This is a genomic window from Streptococcus oralis, assembly GCF_002386345.1.
Lineage (GTDB): Bacteria > Bacillota > Bacilli > Lactobacillales > Streptococcaceae > Streptococcus > Streptococcus oralis_S.
Map to the genome: position 1 here is coordinate 1920842 of NZ_CP023507.1, position 17180 is coordinate 1938021.

Annotated in this window: 14 protein-coding genes; 12 read left to right on the forward strand and 2 right to left on the reverse strand. The window is 42.8% G+C overall.

Features of this window, described 5'->3' with window-relative positions; genetic code table 11:
* The first annotated feature begins 118 nt into the window (after positions 1-118).
* Entirely contained in the window at positions 119-1417 is a 1299-nt protein-coding gene (gene purB / locus CO686_RS09430; protein WP_096753749.1) for an adenylosuccinate lyase, read from the forward strand.
* Between the two features lie 57 nt (positions 1418-1474).
* Here the strand turns inward: purB and strH are convergent, their stop codons facing one another.
* Both strH and CO686_RS09440 read right to left on the reverse strand, forming a co-directional pair.
* On the reverse strand, positions 1475-5230 hold the full coding sequence (gene strH, locus CO686_RS09435; protein ID WP_096753750.1) for an LPXTG-anchored beta-N-acetylhexosaminidase StrH: 3756 nt from the start codon (positions 5228-5230) through the stop codon (positions 1475-1477).
* A gap of 302 nt (positions 5231-5532) precedes the next feature.
* Positions 5533-6249 (reverse strand): GntR family transcriptional regulator, encoded by a 717-nt coding sequence (locus tag CO686_RS09440; RefSeq protein WP_001007181.1) that lies wholly within the window; start codon positions 6247-6249, stop codon positions 5533-5535.
* A 321-nt stretch (positions 6250-6570) separates the two neighbouring features.
* Here CO686_RS09440 and CO686_RS09445 point away from each other — a divergent pair, with 321 nt between their 5' ends.
* The 11 genes from CO686_RS09445 to CO686_RS09500 all read left to right on the forward strand — a co-directional run bounded on the left by CO686_RS09445 (position 6571) and on the right by CO686_RS09500 (position 17097).
* The gene (locus CO686_RS09445) at positions 6571-8358 is read left to right on the forward strand and encodes a glycoside hydrolase family 35 protein (RefSeq protein WP_061587428.1); all 1788 of its coding nucleotides are present in this window, start codon (positions 6571-6573) and stop codon (positions 8356-8358) included.
* On the forward strand, positions 8355-8831 hold the full coding sequence (locus tag CO686_RS09450) for a PTS sugar transporter subunit IIB (protein WP_044020041.1): 477 nt from the start codon (positions 8355-8357) through the stop codon (positions 8829-8831). The genes CO686_RS09445 and CO686_RS09450 overlap by 4 nt, the downstream gene beginning before the upstream one ends.
* Before the next feature lie 26 nt (positions 8832-8857).
* The gene (locus CO686_RS09455; RefSeq protein ID WP_065371455.1) at positions 8858-9763 is read left to right on the forward strand and encodes a PTS mannose/fructose/sorbose/N-acetylgalactosamine transporter subunit IIC; all 906 of its coding nucleotides are present in this window, start codon (positions 8858-8860) and stop codon (positions 9761-9763) included.
* Complete coding sequence (locus CO686_RS09460; protein ID WP_000185293.1) at positions 9750-10571, forward strand: PTS system mannose/fructose/sorbose family transporter subunit IID; 822 nt, start codon at positions 9750-9752, stop codon at positions 10569-10571. Before CO686_RS09455 ends, CO686_RS09460 begins: the two co-directional genes overlap by 14 nt.
* A 3-nt stretch (positions 10572-10574) precedes the next feature.
* Positions 10575-10979 (forward strand): PTS sugar transporter subunit IIA, encoded by a 405-nt coding sequence (locus CO686_RS09465; RefSeq protein WP_096753751.1) that lies wholly within the window; start codon positions 10575-10577, stop codon positions 10977-10979.
* A 256-nt stretch (positions 10980-11235) separates the two neighbouring features.
* On the forward strand, positions 11236-12402 hold the full coding sequence (locus CO686_RS09475; protein WP_096753753.1) for an SIS domain-containing protein: 1167 nt from the start codon (positions 11236-11238) through the stop codon (positions 12400-12402).
* 10 nt (positions 12403-12412) lie between these two features.
* Positions 12413-13408: a tagatose-bisphosphate aldolase gene (gene lacD, locus CO686_RS09480; RefSeq protein WP_004245774.1), complete on the forward strand. Its 996-nt coding sequence runs from the start codon at positions 12413-12415 to the stop codon at positions 13406-13408.
* Positions 13409-13542: 134 nt separating this feature from the next.
* Positions 13543-14580, forward strand: a complete 1038-nt coding sequence (locus CO686_RS09485) for an aldose epimerase family protein (RefSeq protein ID WP_096753754.1) — start codon at positions 13543-13545, stop codon at positions 14578-14580.
* A gap of 110 nt (positions 14581-14690) precedes the next feature.
* Positions 14691-15545, forward strand: a complete 855-nt coding sequence (locus CO686_RS09490; RefSeq protein ID WP_096753755.1) for a VOC family protein — start codon at positions 14691-14693, stop codon at positions 15543-15545.
* 312 nt (positions 15546-15857) lie between these two features.
* Positions 15858-16430, forward strand: a complete 573-nt coding sequence (locus tag CO686_RS09495; RefSeq protein WP_096753756.1) for a hypothetical protein — start codon at positions 15858-15860, stop codon at positions 16428-16430.
* Between the two features lies 1 nt (position 16431).
* Positions 16432-17097, forward strand: coding sequence for a hypothetical protein (locus CO686_RS09500; RefSeq protein WP_070837678.1), 666 nt, complete (start codon positions 16432-16434; stop codon positions 17095-17097).
* The last annotated feature ends 83 nt before the right edge of the window (positions 17098-17180 follow it).

Here is a 17180-nt window from a genome sequence, read left to right on the forward strand (position 1 = left end):
TTGCAGAACTGAACCCGAGCGGAAAGCTCGGGATTTAGATAATCCGCCTAGGACGTAAACGTCCGTTGTTGGTTTCCTAAAATTCAGTCGCTTTCTAGTCGCCCTTGGTATCTTAAACATGATCAACCGTTACTCTCGCCCTGAGATGGCGAACATTTGGACTGAAGAAAATAAATACCGTGCTTGGCTTGAGGTGGAAATCTTGGCTGACGAGGCATGGGCTGAGTTGGGGGAAATCCCTAAGGAAGATGTGGCTTTGATTCGCGAAAAGGCGGACTTTGACATCGACCGTATTTTGGAAATTGAGCAGGAGACGCGTCACGATGTGGTTGCCTTCACACGTGCGGTTTCTGAAACGCTTGGTGAAGAGCGTAAGTGGGTTCACTATGGGTTGACTTCTACTGACGTGGTGGATACTGCCTATGGTTACCTCTACAAACAAGCCAACGACATCATTCGCAAGGATTTTGAAAACTTCCTCGACATCATCGCTGACAAAGCAAAAGAACACAAGTTCACTATCATGATGGGTCGTACTCATGGTGTGCACGCTGAGCCGACAACTTTTGGTCTCAAATTGGCGACCTGGTACAGCGAAATGAAACGGAACATCGAGCGTTTCGAGCACGCAGCTGCTGGAGTGGAAGCTGGTAAGATTTCTGGTGCGGTTGGTAACTTTGCCAACATCCCAACATTCGTTGAAAAATACGTCTGCGATAAATTGGGTATCCGTGCCCAAGAAATTTCTACACAGGTCCTTCCTCGTGACCTTCACGCTGAGTACTTTGCAGTTCTTGCTAGCATTGCAACTTCCATCGAGCGTATGGCGACTGAGATCCGTGGTCTTCAAAAATCAGAACAACGTGAAGTGGAAGAGTTCTTTGCCAAGGGGCAAAAAGGCTCTTCAGCAATGCCTCACAAACGCAACCCTATCGGTTCTGAAAACATGACAGGTTTGGCGCGTGTTATCCGTGGTCACATGGTGACGGCCTATGAAAACGTCGCTCTCTGGCACGAACGTGACATTTCCCACTCATCAGCTGAACGTATCATCACACCAGATACGACCATTTTGATTGACTACATGCTCAACCGCTTTGGAAATATTGTCAAGAATTTGACGGTTTTCCCAGAAAATATGATCCGCAACATGAACTCTACGTTTGGTTTGATTTTTAGTCAACGTGCTATGTTGACCTTGATTGAAAAAGGCATGACGCGTGAACAAGCCTACGACTTGGTGCAACCAAAAACAGCCCACTCTTGGGACAACCAAGTAGACTTCAAACCGCTTCTCGAAGCAGATCCAGAAGTGACATCACGCCTCACTCAAGAGGAGATCGATGAAATCTTCAACCCTGCATACTACACCAAACGAGTAGATGATATCTTTGAACGTATCGGACTTGGTGATTAATCCTAACAATAAAAAGCGAGATTCAATCTCGCTTTTTCGTATTCTCTTAGAAGAATCTTAATCTTCTTTTTTCTTAGTGAGTCCGTAGGCTGCTAGAGTCGCCATGAGTCCTGCTGCGACTAAGCCCGCAGAGTCTTGACTTCCTGTTGCAGGGAGTTGTTTTTCATCTGCTTTGCTAGTAGTTGTTTCAGCTTGCTCAGCTTTCTCAACGGCAGTTCCGACTTCGACAACTTGCGCGACCGCTTCCTGCGATACCGCACTATTAACAAGGGTTCTTTCTTCCTTGCCGTCAGCAGTAGTGCTGACAGAGTAGAAAATCGTACGACGACCATTTACACCAGTAACGATGACTTGCGTTTGTCCGAGTGGTAATTGCGGATTTTCACGTGTTACGGTAGTGAACGGAATCTCTTCCTCTTGGATGTCCAGTCTAGGTTTTGTCTCTGCGGCTGGAGCAAGACCGTGTTCATCCCCTTTGTGAGTAATAGGGGCACCGATTTCAACCACTTGGGTCACAGGTTCTTTGGTTACTTGGCTATCTAGAACCGTTTCTGTTTGTTTCCCATTTTCAGTAAGGACAGAGATGTAATGAGTGCGTTCGCCCTCTACACCTGGTGTGATGATCTTTTCCTGACCAGTTGGGAGATTCGGATTTTCCTTCTTGATAATTTCAAATGGAATCTTTTCTGCTCTTGTGATGAGTTCCGGTTTGGTTTCAACATTGGCAGCTAGTTCATTTTCATCGAGGCTTCCTGAGTGAGTTGCCGCTGGTTTGAGGCCTAGGCGGGCTGCCTTGAGTTTGGCTACAAGAGCGTCTAACTCGGCTTGTTTGTTACGGTTGAGGTTGTAGTTGAGAGCTTCTTTCGCTGCATTTAGAGCATCCAAGCTTTCCTGGCTGTATCCTTCCAAGTTAGTAGGGATTTGAGCAAGCTCCTCACGGAGAGCATTGTAGTCAGCGTGGAAGTAGTCTTTGTTGTGATCTGCAAAGGCAGTCATGAGTTCAAAGATTTCTTCTTCCTTGTACTCAGCACTTGGTTTGTCTGCCCAGATAGCAAGCATGCTTCCGACGGTTGGAAGGTCTACTTCTGGATACTTGGTAGATGCAAGCTGGTTAAATGGTACTTTGCCAGAGTTTTCAAGTGCTTTTGATAGTGGGTAGGCTTCATCTGGTTTGTGATTACCTAGCACGTAGTACCAGTCTCCGTTGGTGTTAAGGAGTTTATAGCCTTTGCTTGCTAGGTACTGAGGAGTTGCAAGGTTATAGCCCCACCATCCTTTAGACCAGTAAGAGATGATGACATCCTTGTCAAACTCAACATCATCCTTGTCTTCATAGTAGAAACCATCGTTGAAGGCCATTGGTTGAAGGCCTCTTTCTTTGGCCATGGCAGCAAGAGTGTTAGAGTACTCAGCAAACTTGCCATAGAGATTGTAGTATTTTAGATAATACCAGCCTTGAGCGTTGGTAGCGTCATTAGCGTATTCGTCTGTACCGTAGTTAAAGATCTTAGTCTTGCCCGCAAAGAAGTCCATGTACTTGCCGATAAGGGCTTTGACAAAGTTCATCGCTTCTTCGTTTTCAAGGTCCGTGGTTGTTTTAGAGACCTTGTCAAAGTTGGCTTGAGGATTTTGGATACCCAATTTTTCCATAGCGACAAGCATGGCATCCATGTGACCTGGGCTGTTGATCGCTGGAATTAGTCCAATCCCTTTTGATTTTGCGTACTCAATCAATTCAGTGATTTCAGCCTGGCTAAGAGTGGTTCCGTTTGGATCATCGTAGTAAGCTTTTGTTCCTTCAATGATGGCCTTTTTGACGTCGTCACTTGCATAAGTTTTTCCGTTAGCAGTGATAGTCATGTCATCAAGTAGGAAGCGAAGTCCATCATTTCCTAGGAGGAGATGCACATCAGAATATCCAAGTTCGCTAGCTTTATCAATGATACGTTTGAGTTGCTCAGCTGAGAAGTACTTACGTCCGGCATCGATGGAGATTACCTTGTTCTTGGCAAGTTTTTCAACTTCACGTTTCGCGTCTTCTTCTTTTTGAGCTTCTGGTGTGAAGGTTAAATTGCTTACAGCTTCTTGGAGTTTTGCGATTGCTTGGTCAATGGTATCTTGTTGAGCACGGCTGAGGTTGCTATCGAGTGAGCGAATGGCTTTTTCAGCTTCTTTGATAGCTGCGACACTTTCTGCAGTATAGCGGTTAAGGTCTGTTGGAACTTCTTTCAGAGCTTGCTCAGCAGACTCATAGTCAGCTGCGAAGTATTCAGCATTGGCATTTGCGAAGCTACGCATGAGTTTGAAGAGGCGTGATGGTGAATAGCGTGCAGATGGGGTATCCGCCCAAGCAGCTACCATACCCCCGATGAGCGGGATAGTAGCCCCATCAGATTTTGGTACAGAAGTGATTGGAGTGTTCTTGATACCATTGAGTCCTTGGTCGAGGTTGTACCAGCCTTGGCCATCGGCATTTCGTCCGAGGACGTAGTACCAAGCATCGTTGGTATTAAGGATTTGGTGGCCTTTTTCAACTAGAAGTTTAGAAGAAGCGACGTCGTATCCGCCCCATCCACCAGTCCACATAGAAACGATGATGTCTTTGTCAAAGGTTCCAAAGCTAGTGTCGCTATTATAGTAGATACCATCGTTAAAGGCCATTGGTTTGAGGCCGTGAGATTTGACGATGCGAGCAAGGTCGTTGGCGTAGGCGATAAATTTATCATAACCCTTGTCTGGGAATCCATCTTCTGGATACCATTTATAGGCTTGAAGAACGCTCCAGCCTTTGGCGTTTGTAGCATCATTGGCGTACTCGTCTAGTCCTATATTGAAGATGTCAGTTTTGCCAGCGAAGTAAGCAGCGTACTTGTCGATCAGAGCTTTGGTAAATGCAAGAGCCTCTTTGTTATCAAGGTCAACGGTACGAGCAGATTCCTTACCAAAGTAGTTGAAGTTCGGTTTTTGGATACCTAATTCTTTCATGGCATGCAAAATCGCATCCATGTGACCAGGGCTGTTTACAGTTGGGATGAGACCAATGCCTTTGTTTTTAGCATAGTTGATCAAGTCCGTCATCTGACTCTCTGTCAAATGGTTGCCGTTTGGATCTTTGTAGTAGGCATTGGTTCCATTTTCGAGTGCACGTTTGACATCGTCACTTGCATAGGTTTTGCCATTGGCTTTGATCGTCATGTCGTCCAACATAAAACGCATGCCATCATTTCCAACTAGTAGATGAAGATCAGTATAACCGTAGTGTTTGGCTTTGTCGATGATTTCTTTTAGTTGGTCTGGAGAGAAATACTTGCGTCCAGCGTCGATTGAGATCATTTTTCGTTTTGCCAGTTTTTCATTTACTTGAGCTGCTCGTTCCGTGCTAGGAGTGGCTACTGCAGGTGTGACGGCTTCATTTTTCTTTTCGGAAGGAGTACTTTCGGCAGGAGTTTCAGCTGGGGCAGGGCTTTCTTTCTCGGCAGTAGGAGTTGAACTAGCATTTTCTGTCACTACTGGTGCGCTTGACTCTTCTGTTTTTGGAGCAACTGTTCGAGGAGCCTCCTTGTCTTCTTTGACCTCCTCTTTTACAGGTTTGTCAGCCTTTTCTTCCAGTTTTTCTGGAACCTTAGAGTCTACAGGTTCTTCGGTTGCTCGCGGACTCTCCTGAATAGTTTGAACAGTTTCTTCAGCTGTTGGAGCTGGAGTAATCCCGTCGGCAGATACGACTTGGGCGCTAAAAGCAAATCCTATAAGTACAGAAGCTGCCCCAACCGCGTATTTACGGATGGAGAAGCGCTGTTTCTTTTCTAGTTTCATGACAAAACCTCCTTGTTATTATCATATATGATAGCGTTTACATAAAACCAATTTTATTTTATTATCTAAGGAGTAAAATGTCAAGTGGGTTTATATAAGAACTATAATAAATAGAGGAAATCATAAGATTTAGGAGAAATTTGCTAATGAGGGATAAAACAGAGGAAAAACCAAACGAAATTTTACCTTGTTTTTAGTAAAAATGCTACTAATTAAATAAGAGCCCTTCATAGCGTTTTCACAACTTCTTTCTCGTGCTATAATGAATATAGAAAAAGCCTGAGCTAGGCTCAGGCTTTTTCTTAATGACCTCGGTTACATGAGATGAATTTGATTTTGTAGTAGTCTGCTCGCTTATAAGTTTCACTATAGGCAAGGACTTGGCCAGTGGCCTCAAGTTTTGTAGTCTTCGTTTGGAAGACAGTTGGGAATTGTGTATCGATTCCGAGTACAGAAGCAGCATGCTCTGGAGTTGGGAATGCGATTTCGTTGATTTCCTCAAAATGTTCATCACTCATGTGAATGCGGTAATCCAATTTGAAACGTGTATAGATAGAGCTATAATAGTCAAGATTTGGATAGTTGGCATTGATGTATTGCTCAGGAATATAAGATGTGTGGTAGATGTATGTCACATCGTTTGTCTGACGAATACGTTCAATCTTATAGTAGAATTGATCTCCACGTAGTCCAAGTTTATCTAAATATTCAAGTTTGTTTCCGCGCTCGATAGAAAGGACAGTAACTTTATCGTCTTTTGTTTCAAAGATTTCGACATCTGAAAACTCAACGAGTTTGTGCTTACGGGCACGTGAAACGAAAGTACCTTTACCTTGTTGGCGGACAATGTAGCCGTCTTTAGCAAGGTCATTCAAGGCACGAACAACTGTGATTGAACTCACATCGTACATCGCGATCAATTCGGCTTCTGTATAAAATTTATCTCCACTTGCAAATTGACCAGAGATGATTTTATTTTTTAATTCATCTTTAATATATTGGTATTTAGGAATAGCCATAAATTTCACCTCGATTCTCTTTCTCCAATTTTGATTTTACCACAAATATAGAGAAAAGAGTAGTATTAAGGTCAAAAAATTAAAATAATAGACTAAAAATGTTATTTTACATGTAAAAAAATTCATTTGATGTTCTTGTGAATTATCATACATAAAAAGATCGTTTTCATGCTATTTTTAGATAATTTCGGTAAACGGTAAGTAAAAAAATAGAAAAATTTTAAATAATTTTCTAAAACCTATTGACAAATGCAAAAGATTTGATTATAGTTAATATTATAATAAATGAAAGCGCAAACTTAATTCGTCAGAGGTAATAACATGACCAGATTTAAAATTGAGGACGATTTCTATTTAGACGAAAAACCGTTCAAGATTTTGTCCGGCGCCATTCATTATTTTAGGATTCCAGCAGAGGATTGGTATCATTCTCTCTATAACTTAAAGGCGCTTGGCTTTAATACAGTCGAGACCTATGTGGCTTGGAATTTACACGAACCTGTTGAAGGGGAGTTTGATTTTGAAGGTGCCAGAAATTTGGAGAGATTTCTTCAAATTGCACAAGATCTAGGTCTCTATGCCATTGTACGCCCGTCTCCATTTATCTGTGCGGAATGGGAATTTGGTGGCTTGCCGGCTTGGCTCTTGACAAAGGACATGCGAATTCGCTCGTCCGACCCGGCCTACATCGAGGCTGTTGCTCGCTATTATGACCAATTATTGCCAAGGCTTGTGCCTCGCTTGTTGGATAATGGTGGAAACATTCTTATGATGCAAGTCGAAAATGAATATGGCTCTTATGGAGAAGATAAGTCTTATCTACGAGCAATTCGGAAATTGATGGAAGACCGAGGGATTGATTGCCCACTCTTTACTTCAGATGGCCCATGGAGGGCTACTCTGAAAGCCGGAACCTTGATCGAAGACGATCTCTTTGTGACAGGAAACTTCGGTTCTAAAGCTCCGTACAACTTTTCACAGATGCAGGAATTCTTTGATGAGCATGGCAAGAAATGGCCCCTCATGTGTATGGAATTCTGGGATGGTTGGTTCAACCGTTGGAAAGAACCCATCATCACTCGTGATCCTAAAGAATTGGCAGAAGCTGTTCGAGAGGTATTGGAGCAAGGCTCTATCAACCTTTACATGTTCCATGGTGGTACAAACTTTGGTTTCATGAATGGTTGCTCGGCTCGAGGAACTCTGGATTTGCCGCAAGTCACATCTTACGACTATGATGCCCTTCTCGATGAAGAAGGAAATCCAACTGCTAAATACTTAGCAGTCAAGAAGATGATGGCAACCCACTTCCCAGAGTATCCACAGTTGGAACCACTCTATAAGGAAAGCATGGAGATAGGGTCCATTCCATTGGTCGAAAAAGTTTCCTTGTTTGAAACCCTGGATAATCTCTCTAGTCCTACTGAAAGCCTCTATCCAAAAGCGATGGAAGAACTTGGTCAAAGTTATGGCTACCTTCTCTACCGCACGGAGGCAAGTTGGGATGCAGAAGAGGAACGTCTCCGTATCATCGATGGACGTGACCGAGCTCAACTCTTTGTAGATGGTCAATGGATTGCTACTCAATACCAGACAGAGATTGGCGAAGACATCTACTGTCAAGGCAACCGAGAAGGCTTTTCAGAGATTGACATCTTGATTGAAAATATGGGGCGTGTCAACTACGGACATAAGTTTTTGGCAGATACGCAGCGTAAAGGAATTCGAACAGGTGTCTGCAAGGATCTACATTTCTTACTGAATTGGAAACAATATCCACTGCCACTGGATAATCCTGAGAAGATTGATTTTTCAAAAGGATGGACAGAAGGACAACCAGCCTTTTACGCTTTCGACTTTACTGTTGAAGAGCCGAAGGATACCTACTTAGACTTGTCTGAGTTTGGTAAGGGAGTTGCCTTTGTCAACGGGCGTCACTTAGGACGTTTCTGGAACGTCGGCCCGACCCTCTCACTTTATATCCCTCATAGCTATCTCAAGGAAGGTGCTAACCGCATCATCATCTTTGAAACTGAGGGCGAATATAAAGAAGAGATTCATTTAACTCGTAAACCTACACTAAAACACATAAAGGGGGAAAACTTATGACAATTGTAGGATGCCGTATCGATGGACGTTTGATCCACGGTCAAGTAGCCAATCTTTGGGCTGGAAAACTAAATGTTTCACGCATTATGGTTGTAGACGACGAAGTTGTTAACAACGATATTGAAAAGAGTGGTTTGAAACTTGCGACACCACCAGGTGTGAAACTCAGTATCTTGCCAGTTGAGAAAGCAGCAGTAAATATCCTTGCTGGTAAATACGATAGCCAACGTCTCTTTATCGTTGCACGTAAACCAGACCGTTTCCTTGGTTTGGTCGAAGCAGGTGTTCCGCTTGAAACACTCAACGTTGGCAATATGTCTCAAACACCAGAAACTCGCTCTATCACACGTTCTATCAACGTGGTAGACAAGGATGTGGAAGATTTCCACAAACTAGCAGAAAAAGGTGTGAAACTCACTGCTCAAATGGTTCCAAATGATCCAGTTTCAGACTTTTTGAGCTTATTAAAATAGGAAAAAATTTTTAGGAGGTCATTGTTATGATACAACCGTGGCAAATTTTACTTCTCACTTTGTACTCAGCTTATCAAATCTGTGATGAGTTGACAATCGTTTCATCTGCAGGTTCCCCTGTATTCGCTGGTTTCATTACTGGTTTGATCATGGGAGATGTGACAACTGGTTTGTTTATCGGTGGTAGCTTGCAGTTGTTCGTTCTCGGGGTTGGTACCTTTGGTGGTGCTTCTCGTATCGACGCAACTTCTGGTGCGGTTCTTGCAACAGCATTCTCTATCTCTCAAGGTATTGATACAGATCTTGCGATTACAACAATCGCTGTACCAGTAGCAGCACTTTTGACTTACTTCGACGTACTTGGTCGTATGACTACTACATTCTTCGCACACCGTATTGACGCTGCGATTGAACGCTTTGACTACAAAGGAATCGAACGCAACTACCTACTTGGTGCGATTCCATGGGCTCTTTCACGTGCCCTTCCAGTATTCTTCGCTCTTGCTTTTGGTGGAGAATTCGTACAAGGTGTTGTAAACCTTGTTAAAGAATACCAATGGGTTGCAGACGGTTTGACACTTGCAGGTCGTATGCTTCCAGGTCTTGGATTTGCAATCTTGCTTCGTTACCTTCCAGTTAAACGTAACCTTCACTACCTTGCTATGGGATTCGGTTTGACAGCTATGTTGACTGTTCTTTACTCAAACGTAACAAGTCTTGGTGGAGCAGTTGCTGGAATCATTGGCACTCTTCCTGCTGAAGTTGCTGAAAAAATTGGCTTTGTTAACAACTTCAAAGGATTGTCTATGATCGGTATCTCTATCGTAGGTATCTTCCTTGCGGTTGTTCACTTTAAGAACAGCCAAAAAGTAGCTGTAGCAGCACCTTCTACACCATCAGAAAGTGGGGAAATTGAAGATGACGAATTCTAATTACAAATTAACAAAAGAAGATTTTAATCAAATTAACAAACGTAGCTTGTTCACTTTCCAATTGGGATGGAACTACGAACGTATGCAAGCATCAGGTTACCTTTACATGATCTTGCCACAATTGCGTAAAATGTATGGAGATGGAACTCCTGAGTTGAAAGAAATGATGAAAGTTCATACTCAATTCTTCAACACTTCACCATTCTTCCACACAATTATCGCTGGTTTTGACCTTGCCATGGAAGAAAAAGATGGTGTGGGTTCAAAAGATGCGGTTAACGGTATCAAGACAGGTTTGATGGGACCATTCGCTCCTCTTGGAGATACTATCTTTGGTTCACTTGTACCTGCTATCATGGGATCTATCGCTGCAACAATGGCTATTGCTGGTCAACCTTGGGGTATCTTCCTTTGGATTGCAGTTGCAGTAGCGTATGACATCTTCCGTTGGAAACAGTTGGAATTTGCATACAAAGAAGGGGTTAACCTTATCAACAACATGCAAAGTACTTTGACAGCTTTGATTGAAGCTGCATCTGTACTTGGTGTATTCATGATGGGTGCTCTTGTAGCAACAATGATCAACTTTGAAATTTCATACAAATTACCAATCGGTGAAAAGATGATTGACTTCCAAGACATCTTGAACTCAATCTTCCCACGTTTGCTTCCAGCAATCTTCACTGCATTTATCTTCTGGTTGCTTGGTAAGAAAGGTATGAACTCTACAAAAGCTATCGGTATCATTATCGTGCTTGCCTTGGCTCTTTCTGCCTTTGGTAAATTTGCACTTGGAATGGGCGCATAATTTATGACTAAATCATTGATTTTAGTGAGCCACGGTCGTTTCTGTGAAGAACTTAAAGGTAGCACAGAAATGATTATGGGACCACAAGACAACATTCATGCGGTTGCTCTTCTTCCAGAAGATGGACCAGAAGAATTTACTGCTAAATTTGAAGCTGCTGTTGAAGGATTGGATGATTTCCTAGTCTTTGCGGATCTTCTTGGTGGAACTCCATGTAACGTGGTGAGCCGTTTGATTATGGAAGGTCGCGACATTGAACTCTACGCAGGGATGAATCTTCCAATGGTGATTGAATTTATCAATGCCAGCCTTACAGGTGCAGATGCAGACTATAAGAGCCGTGCTGCAGAAAGCATTGTAAAAGTCAACGATTTATTAGCGGGCTTCGATGATGACGAAGATGAATAATACTCTTCGAAAATCAAATTCAAACCACGTCAGCGTCGCCTTGCCGTATAGATGTTACTGACTTCGTCAGTTCTATCTGCAACCTCAAAGCAGTGCTTTGAGCAACCTGCGGCTAGCTTCCTAGTTTGCTCTTTGATTTTCATTGAGTATAAGATGTAACTTAGAGCATCTTATATAGAATATACATGGGAATGGGAGTCACTCCCATTCCCATATTTTCAATAAGAATGAAACAACAATAGATTAGAGGAACTCTATGCTAAATTACACAAAAGAAGAATTACTTGAACTGGGTGCAGAAATCACGACTCGTGAGATCTACCAACAGCCCGATGTATGGAAAGAAGCTTTTGAAGCCTATCAAGCAAAACGTGAAGAAATTGCAGCCTTCCTACAAGGGATTGCGAATAAACATGACTATATCAAGGTCATCTTGACGGGTGCTGGTACTTCTGCTTATGTGGGAGATACCTTGGTACCATACTTTAAGGAAGTCTATGACGAACGCAAATGGAATTTCAATGCTATTGCGACAACTGATATTGTTGCCAATCCAGAAACTTATTTGAAAAAAGATGTGGCGACTGTCCTTGTTTCCTTTGCTCGTAGTGGGAATTCACCTGAAAGTGTGGCGACGGTTGATTTGGCTAAAGCCTTGGTTGACGACCTCTATCAAGTGACCATTACATGTGCTGCAGAAGGGAAATTGGCACTTCAAGCCCATGGCGATGACCACAATCTCTTACTCTTGCAACCAGCTGCTTCCAATGACGCTGGATTTGCCATGACTTCTAGTTTTACGTCTATGATGCTAACAGCTCTCTTGGTCTTTGATCCTACAGAATTTGCTGTGAAAACTGAACGTTTTGAAGTTGTTTCTAGCCTTGCTCGTAAGATTCTAGACAATGCAGCAGATGTTAAAGAGCTTGTTGACCTCGACTTTAACCGTGTTATCTACCTGGGTGCAGGTCCTTTCTTTGGCCTTGCTCATGAAGCTCAGCTCAAGATTTTGGAATTAACTGCTGGTCAAGTGGCGACCATGTATGAGAGCCCAGTCGGCTTCCGTCACGGTCCAAAATCATTGATCAACGAAGATACCGTTGTTTTGGTATTTGGTACAACGACAGACTACACTCGCAAGTACGACTTGGACTTGGTTCGTGAAGTGGCTGGTGATCAGATTGCTCGTCGTGTTGTGCTCTTGAGTGATCAAGCCTTTGGTCTTGAAAATGTCAAAGAAGTAGCACTTGGTTGTGGCGGTGTCTTGAACGATATTTACCGTGTCTTCCCTTACATCGTTTATGCCCAACTCTTTGCCCTATTGACTTCACTCAAGGTAGAAAATAAACCAGATACACCATCTCCTACTGGCACTGTAAACCGTGTGGTACAAGGTGTGATCATTCATGACTATCAAAAATAAGGAAGTGTCTATGAGTAAATTACAATTAAGTCCCAATAAAGTAGCTTGCTTGCAAAAACTCTCTGACGAGAACGGCATTATCTCAGCTCTTGCCTTTGACCAACGTGGTGCGTTGAAACGCCTTATGGCTCAATACCAAACAGAAGAGCCAACAGTGGCTCAAATGGAAGAACTCAAAGTCTTGGTTGCAGATGAATTGACTAAATACGCATCCTCTATGCTTCTAGACCCAGAGTATGGACTTCCAGCTACAAAAGCGCTTGATGCCAATGCTGGTCTTCTCCTTGCTTATGAGAAAACGGGTTATGACACAACTAGCACTAAACGCTTGCCTGACTGCTTGGATGTTTGGTCTGCCAAACGCATCAAAGAACAAGGTGCAGATGCTGTCAAGTTCTTGCTTTACTATGACGTAGATAGCTCTGACGAACTCAACCAACAAAAACAAGCCTACATCGAGCGCATTGGTTCTGAGTGTGTGGCGGAAGACATTCCATTCTTCCTTGAAATTCTTGCCTATGATGAAAAAATCGCTGACGCAGGTTCTGCTGAATACGCTAAAGTAAAACCACACAAGGTTATCGGTGCTATGAAGGTCTTCTCAGACCCACGCTTTAACATTGATGTCTTGAAAGTGGAAGTTCCAGTCAACGTCAAATACGTTGAAGGCTTTGGTGATGGTGAAATCGTTCATACACGTGAAGAAGCAGCAGCCTTCTTCAAAGCTCAAGACGAAGCAACAAATCTTCCTTACATCTACTTAAGTGCGGGTGTATCAGCTAAACTCTTCCAAGAAACCCTTGTCTTTGCTCACGAATCAGGCGCAAACTTCAACGGAGTTCTTTGTGGCCGTGCAACATGGGCTGGATCAGTTGAAGCTTACATCAAAGATGGTGAAGCAGCAGCTCGCGAATGGCTTCGCACAACTGGATTTGAGAACATTGACGAACTCAACAAGGTTCTTCAAACAACAGCGACTTCATGGACTGAACGTGTGGAAGCATAAAACAAGTATAGAAGAACCCCCTTTTGTTAAGGTTTTCTGACAAAGGATTCTGAAAATAAAAACTACAACCATAGATGGTGAATAGGCTCTCTATGGTTTGTTTACTTAAGAGAAATAGATCAAAGGAGAGAAGAATGAAAGCATACACAGAGCGTGTATTTGGAAATCATGAGGGCAAGGATGTCTTGGCCTATCGCTTTGAGACTGACGGTGGTTACCAGCTTGAAGTTATGACCTATGGTGCGACCATCTTGCGCTATGTCACACCTGACAAGGCTGGTAATTTTGCCAATGTGATCTTGGGCTTTGATAATTTTGATAGCTATGTAGGCAATAGTCCCAAGCATGGAGCAAGTGTAGGTCCTGTAGCGGGCCGTATTGCAGGTGCAACATTTGAACTCAATGGCCAGACCTATAATCTTGAAGTCAACAATGCTAGCAACTGTAACCACAGTGGTTCAACAGGTTGGGATGCGAGCTTGTTTGAATTGACTGAGGTAAGCGACCATGGCTTGACCCTCTACACAGAGCGTACAGATGGGACAGGAGGATTCCCTGGTAATCTCAAAATCTGGATCAGCTACCACTTGGAAGAAACTGGCGCCTACGAAATCAGCTATAAGGTGACGACAGATCAGGATACGCTTGTCAATCCAACTAATCACAGCTACTTCAACTTGTCTGGTGATTTCACGCAGACAGTTGACCGCCATGTCTTCCAGCTAAATACGGAGGGCATTTACCCAATCGCTCCGGACGGTGTTCCGGCTAAGACTCCAGATGCTACTCGTGATGTAGTTAAACACATCTATAATGGTGCTTTGTTGAAGGACATCTTTGCAGAGGAAGATGAGCAAATCCAGCTGGTATCTGGTTTGGATCACCCATTTGCCCTTCCTGCCGGTCATGACAATGCTGGTTTCCTTTATGACCAAAACTCAGGTCGTTTCCTGCTGTTCAAGACAGAGGCCCCTTGCTTTGTGGTCTACACAGCAAACTTTGTGGATGAGAGTGTCATCATAGGAGGCCAGCCAATGGTACAGCACAATGGAATTGCCCTTGAAGCGCAAGCTTTACCAGATGCCATTCACAGCAACCTCAAAGACCAAGTCATTCTTAAAGCAGGGAAAATCTTTACCAGCAAAACTCGCTATGAGCTTGTTGTAAAATAAAAAGAAGAGCTGGTTTCCAGCTCTTTTAAGTTGTCTTCATTGACATTTTATCTCAATAGTGTATAATTGATGTAATTAATAAAGTTACAACAAACAAAAGGAGACACCCTATGACTTATGCATACCAAAGCCACATTTACCTAGCAGAGGCTGTTTTAAATGTCAAGGATTTAACGAATCAAACGGCTTTTTATCACCAGATTATTGGCTTGGAGATTTTATCCCAAACAGAGACAGAAGCGATTTTGGGACTTGGTCGAAAAGCCTTGGTTCACTTGATTCAGGCAGAAAAGTCTGGCGAAGTAAGGGAGCATTATGGGCTCTACCATCTGGCGATTTTGTTGCCGACACGAAAAGCCTTGGCAGATGTCTTGAAACATCTAAGTGACTTGCGGATTCCTCTGGTCGGGGGTGCAGATCATGGATACAGTGAGGCTCTTTATCTAGAGGATTTGGAAGGAAATGGCATTGAACTCTACCGTGATAAGCCAGTGTCTTCATGGGATATTCGAGAAGACGGCCGCATTATCGGTGTGACCGAAGCCCTTGCGGCACAGGATATCTATGATTTAGGGGAAAAGGTGGATCCCTTTATCCTAGCTGAAGGGACGAGAATGGGGCATATCCATCTATCGGTGAAGGATAGTCGTGCGGCGAGCCAGTTTTATCAAAAGGTGTTAGGATTAGAGGATAAATTTAGCATCCCTAGTGCTAGTTGGATAGCGGCTGGTCAGTACCATCACCACCTGGCTGTCAACGAATGGGCTGGAAAAGGGCTAGCTCCGCGTGAGCAAGGCTTGCCAGGCTTGGCCTACTATGTCCTTGAGGTCGAAAGCAAGGAAGAACTCTTGGACATCGTTAAGCAAGCACAAGAGCTAGAAGCTCCGATTAAGTGGCTAAATTCGAGTGAGTTGGATCTTGTAGACCCAGATGGGATTGTGACTCGCATTCGCTTGGCACGATGAGACGAGGAAAACACATTATTTATTTTAGAGACATAGAAAAAGGCGGATAAGCTCGCATTCTGTTTTTAGAATGCGGACTTGTTCGCTTTTTTATGGAATGACGAAGCCTTTCTTGGCTCTAGCAAAGGTATCTGCTGGGGATATTTTCCCTTTTCTGGGGGTTCATGCTATAATACTAATAAACTTTTCTTTCTCTAGGAAGGCAAACGCCGAAAATCGGATAGACTACTGGCAATCGTTGTCACGATGCTTTTAAGAGAAAGTAGAACTCTGTTTGAACATCCGTATTAAGTTTAGGAGACGGGAAATAAGATGGACACAAGTATAAAAAAATTAATCAATATGGGCCCTCTGGAGGACTATTTTATTTATTATGATCTGAGGAATCAAGTATTCTATGAAGTAAAACAAGGCATGAATTATTCAGCCATTGCAGCTCCTATTGCAGTCTTTTCCTTGCAACGGCTGTCGAAGTTGCTCAACCAAACCTTTGGAGATGTCTCATCCCCTTTCAATCTGCTTTTCTTTATCTTGATGTCTCTGTTTTTAATTTTCGGGACAATTCTCCTTGCCAAATCTACCCGACGTAAAATGAAGACAGATAGATTTAGAAAAGTTCGGTTAACAAAAGCCAATATTAAAACACTTAGAAGAAAATCTAGATGGACAGTCCTAGTTGAGATTTTTTGTTTCCTCATGATTCTGTTTTCCATCTATCGTTATTTTACCTACTCTGATTTTCTGTTCTTGATGATGTATATGTTAGGGATTTTTTCACTTGTTTATATTGTCTATGAATTTCAGATGAAAACACGCAAACGACTGTTCAAAGAGCTGATGGAGACATTACAGGACGATAGCCGAGGAAAAGAGGGAGAAATGTAAGATGAGAAAAATCATTTATATAGGCCAAGGAAGCCTGCAATCCATCTACTATAACACAAGGACGAGAGAGGCTTTAACAACAGAATCTAGCACCGTTTCAGACACTGATGGTGCTATCAGTTCAAAGAAATCCAAGTGGCCTTGGCTTCTCTTCTTTGCTTTCTTGCTAGTTGCTGTCATCAGTATTTGGATTCGTTCCTTGATAGCACCCTTTAGATTGAGTGAGTGGATGATTCCTATCCATCTAGCCGCAATCCTTTTCGTTTTTATCGGAAGTGTTTATGGATTTGAAAAACTGTTCTACAGTGGGGCCAAGTCGCTTGTTCCAGCAAGTGAAGAACAGTTTAAAGAAGCGGTAGAAAGAAGTACTTTTTGGAGGAAGTCACCAGATAAGGAACCAACAGTCGATAAAATCATCTTGTATCTATTTGTTATCCTCGTTCTTCTATTTGTTTTTGTTATTGTTGTATTTTTTGCTATACCTGCGACTTTCATTCCTTACTATGAACAGGAATGGTTTGAGCCGTCCATGTTCATGGTACCAATCGGAGCAACGATTGTCCCAATTAGCGTGGTTCTTCTACTATTTCAAAACAATCCAATCCGCTGGCTCTTAGCCGTACGAAAATACAAGCAGGGAAAAGTATTATTTAGGGAAGAGAAATAAGTGGGGGATAAGATGAAAGAAAAGTATGTTGAATTTTTGAATATGGCAGTTATGGATACTAGACCTATAAAGCGTTTTGATAT

Excerpts from the sequence above, each read along its gene's own strand:
- CO686_RS09465 (WP_096753751.1), top strand. The coding sequence starts at position 10,575 with ATGACTAAATCATTGATTTTAGTGAGCCACGGTCGTTTCTGTGAAGAA.
- CO686_RS09485 (WP_096753754.1), top strand. The coding sequence starts at position 13,543 with ATGAAAGCATACACAGAGCGTGTATTTGGAAATCATGAGGGCAAGGAT.
- CO686_RS09440 (WP_001007181.1), bottom strand. The coding sequence starts at position 6,249 with ATGGCTATTCCTAAATACCAATATATTAAAGATGAATTAAAAAATAAA.
- strH (WP_096753750.1), bottom strand. The coding sequence starts at position 5,230 with ATGAAACTAGAAAAGAAACAGCGCTTCTCCATCCGTAAATACGCGGTT.
- CO686_RS09455 (WP_065371455.1), top strand. The coding sequence starts at position 8,858 with ATGATACAACCGTGGCAAATTTTACTTCTCACTTTGTACTCAGCTTAT.
- CO686_RS09500 (WP_070837678.1), top strand. The coding sequence starts at position 16,432 with ATGAGAAAAATCATTTATATAGGCCAAGGAAGCCTGCAATCCATCTAC.
- CO686_RS09450 (WP_044020041.1), top strand. The coding sequence starts at position 8,355 with ATGACAATTGTAGGATGCCGTATCGATGGACGTTTGATCCACGGTCAA.
- CO686_RS09460 (WP_000185293.1), top strand. The coding sequence starts at position 9,750 with ATGACGAATTCTAATTACAAATTAACAAAAGAAGATTTTAATCAAATT.
- CO686_RS09490 (WP_096753755.1), top strand. The coding sequence starts at position 14,691 with ATGACTTATGCATACCAAAGCCACATTTACCTAGCAGAGGCTGTTTTA.
- purB (WP_096753749.1), top strand. The coding sequence starts at position 119 with ATGATCAACCGTTACTCTCGCCCTGAGATGGCGAACATTTGGACTGAA.
- CO686_RS09495 (WP_096753756.1), top strand. The coding sequence starts at position 15,858 with ATGGACACAAGTATAAAAAAATTAATCAATATGGGCCCTCTGGAGGAC.
- CO686_RS09475 (WP_096753753.1), top strand. The coding sequence starts at position 11,236 with ATGCTAAATTACACAAAAGAAGAATTACTTGAACTGGGTGCAGAAATC.
- lacD (WP_004245774.1), top strand. The coding sequence starts at position 12,413 with ATGAGTAAATTACAATTAAGTCCCAATAAAGTAGCTTGCTTGCAAAAA.
- CO686_RS09445 (WP_061587428.1), top strand. The coding sequence starts at position 6,571 with ATGACCAGATTTAAAATTGAGGACGATTTCTATTTAGACGAAAAACCG.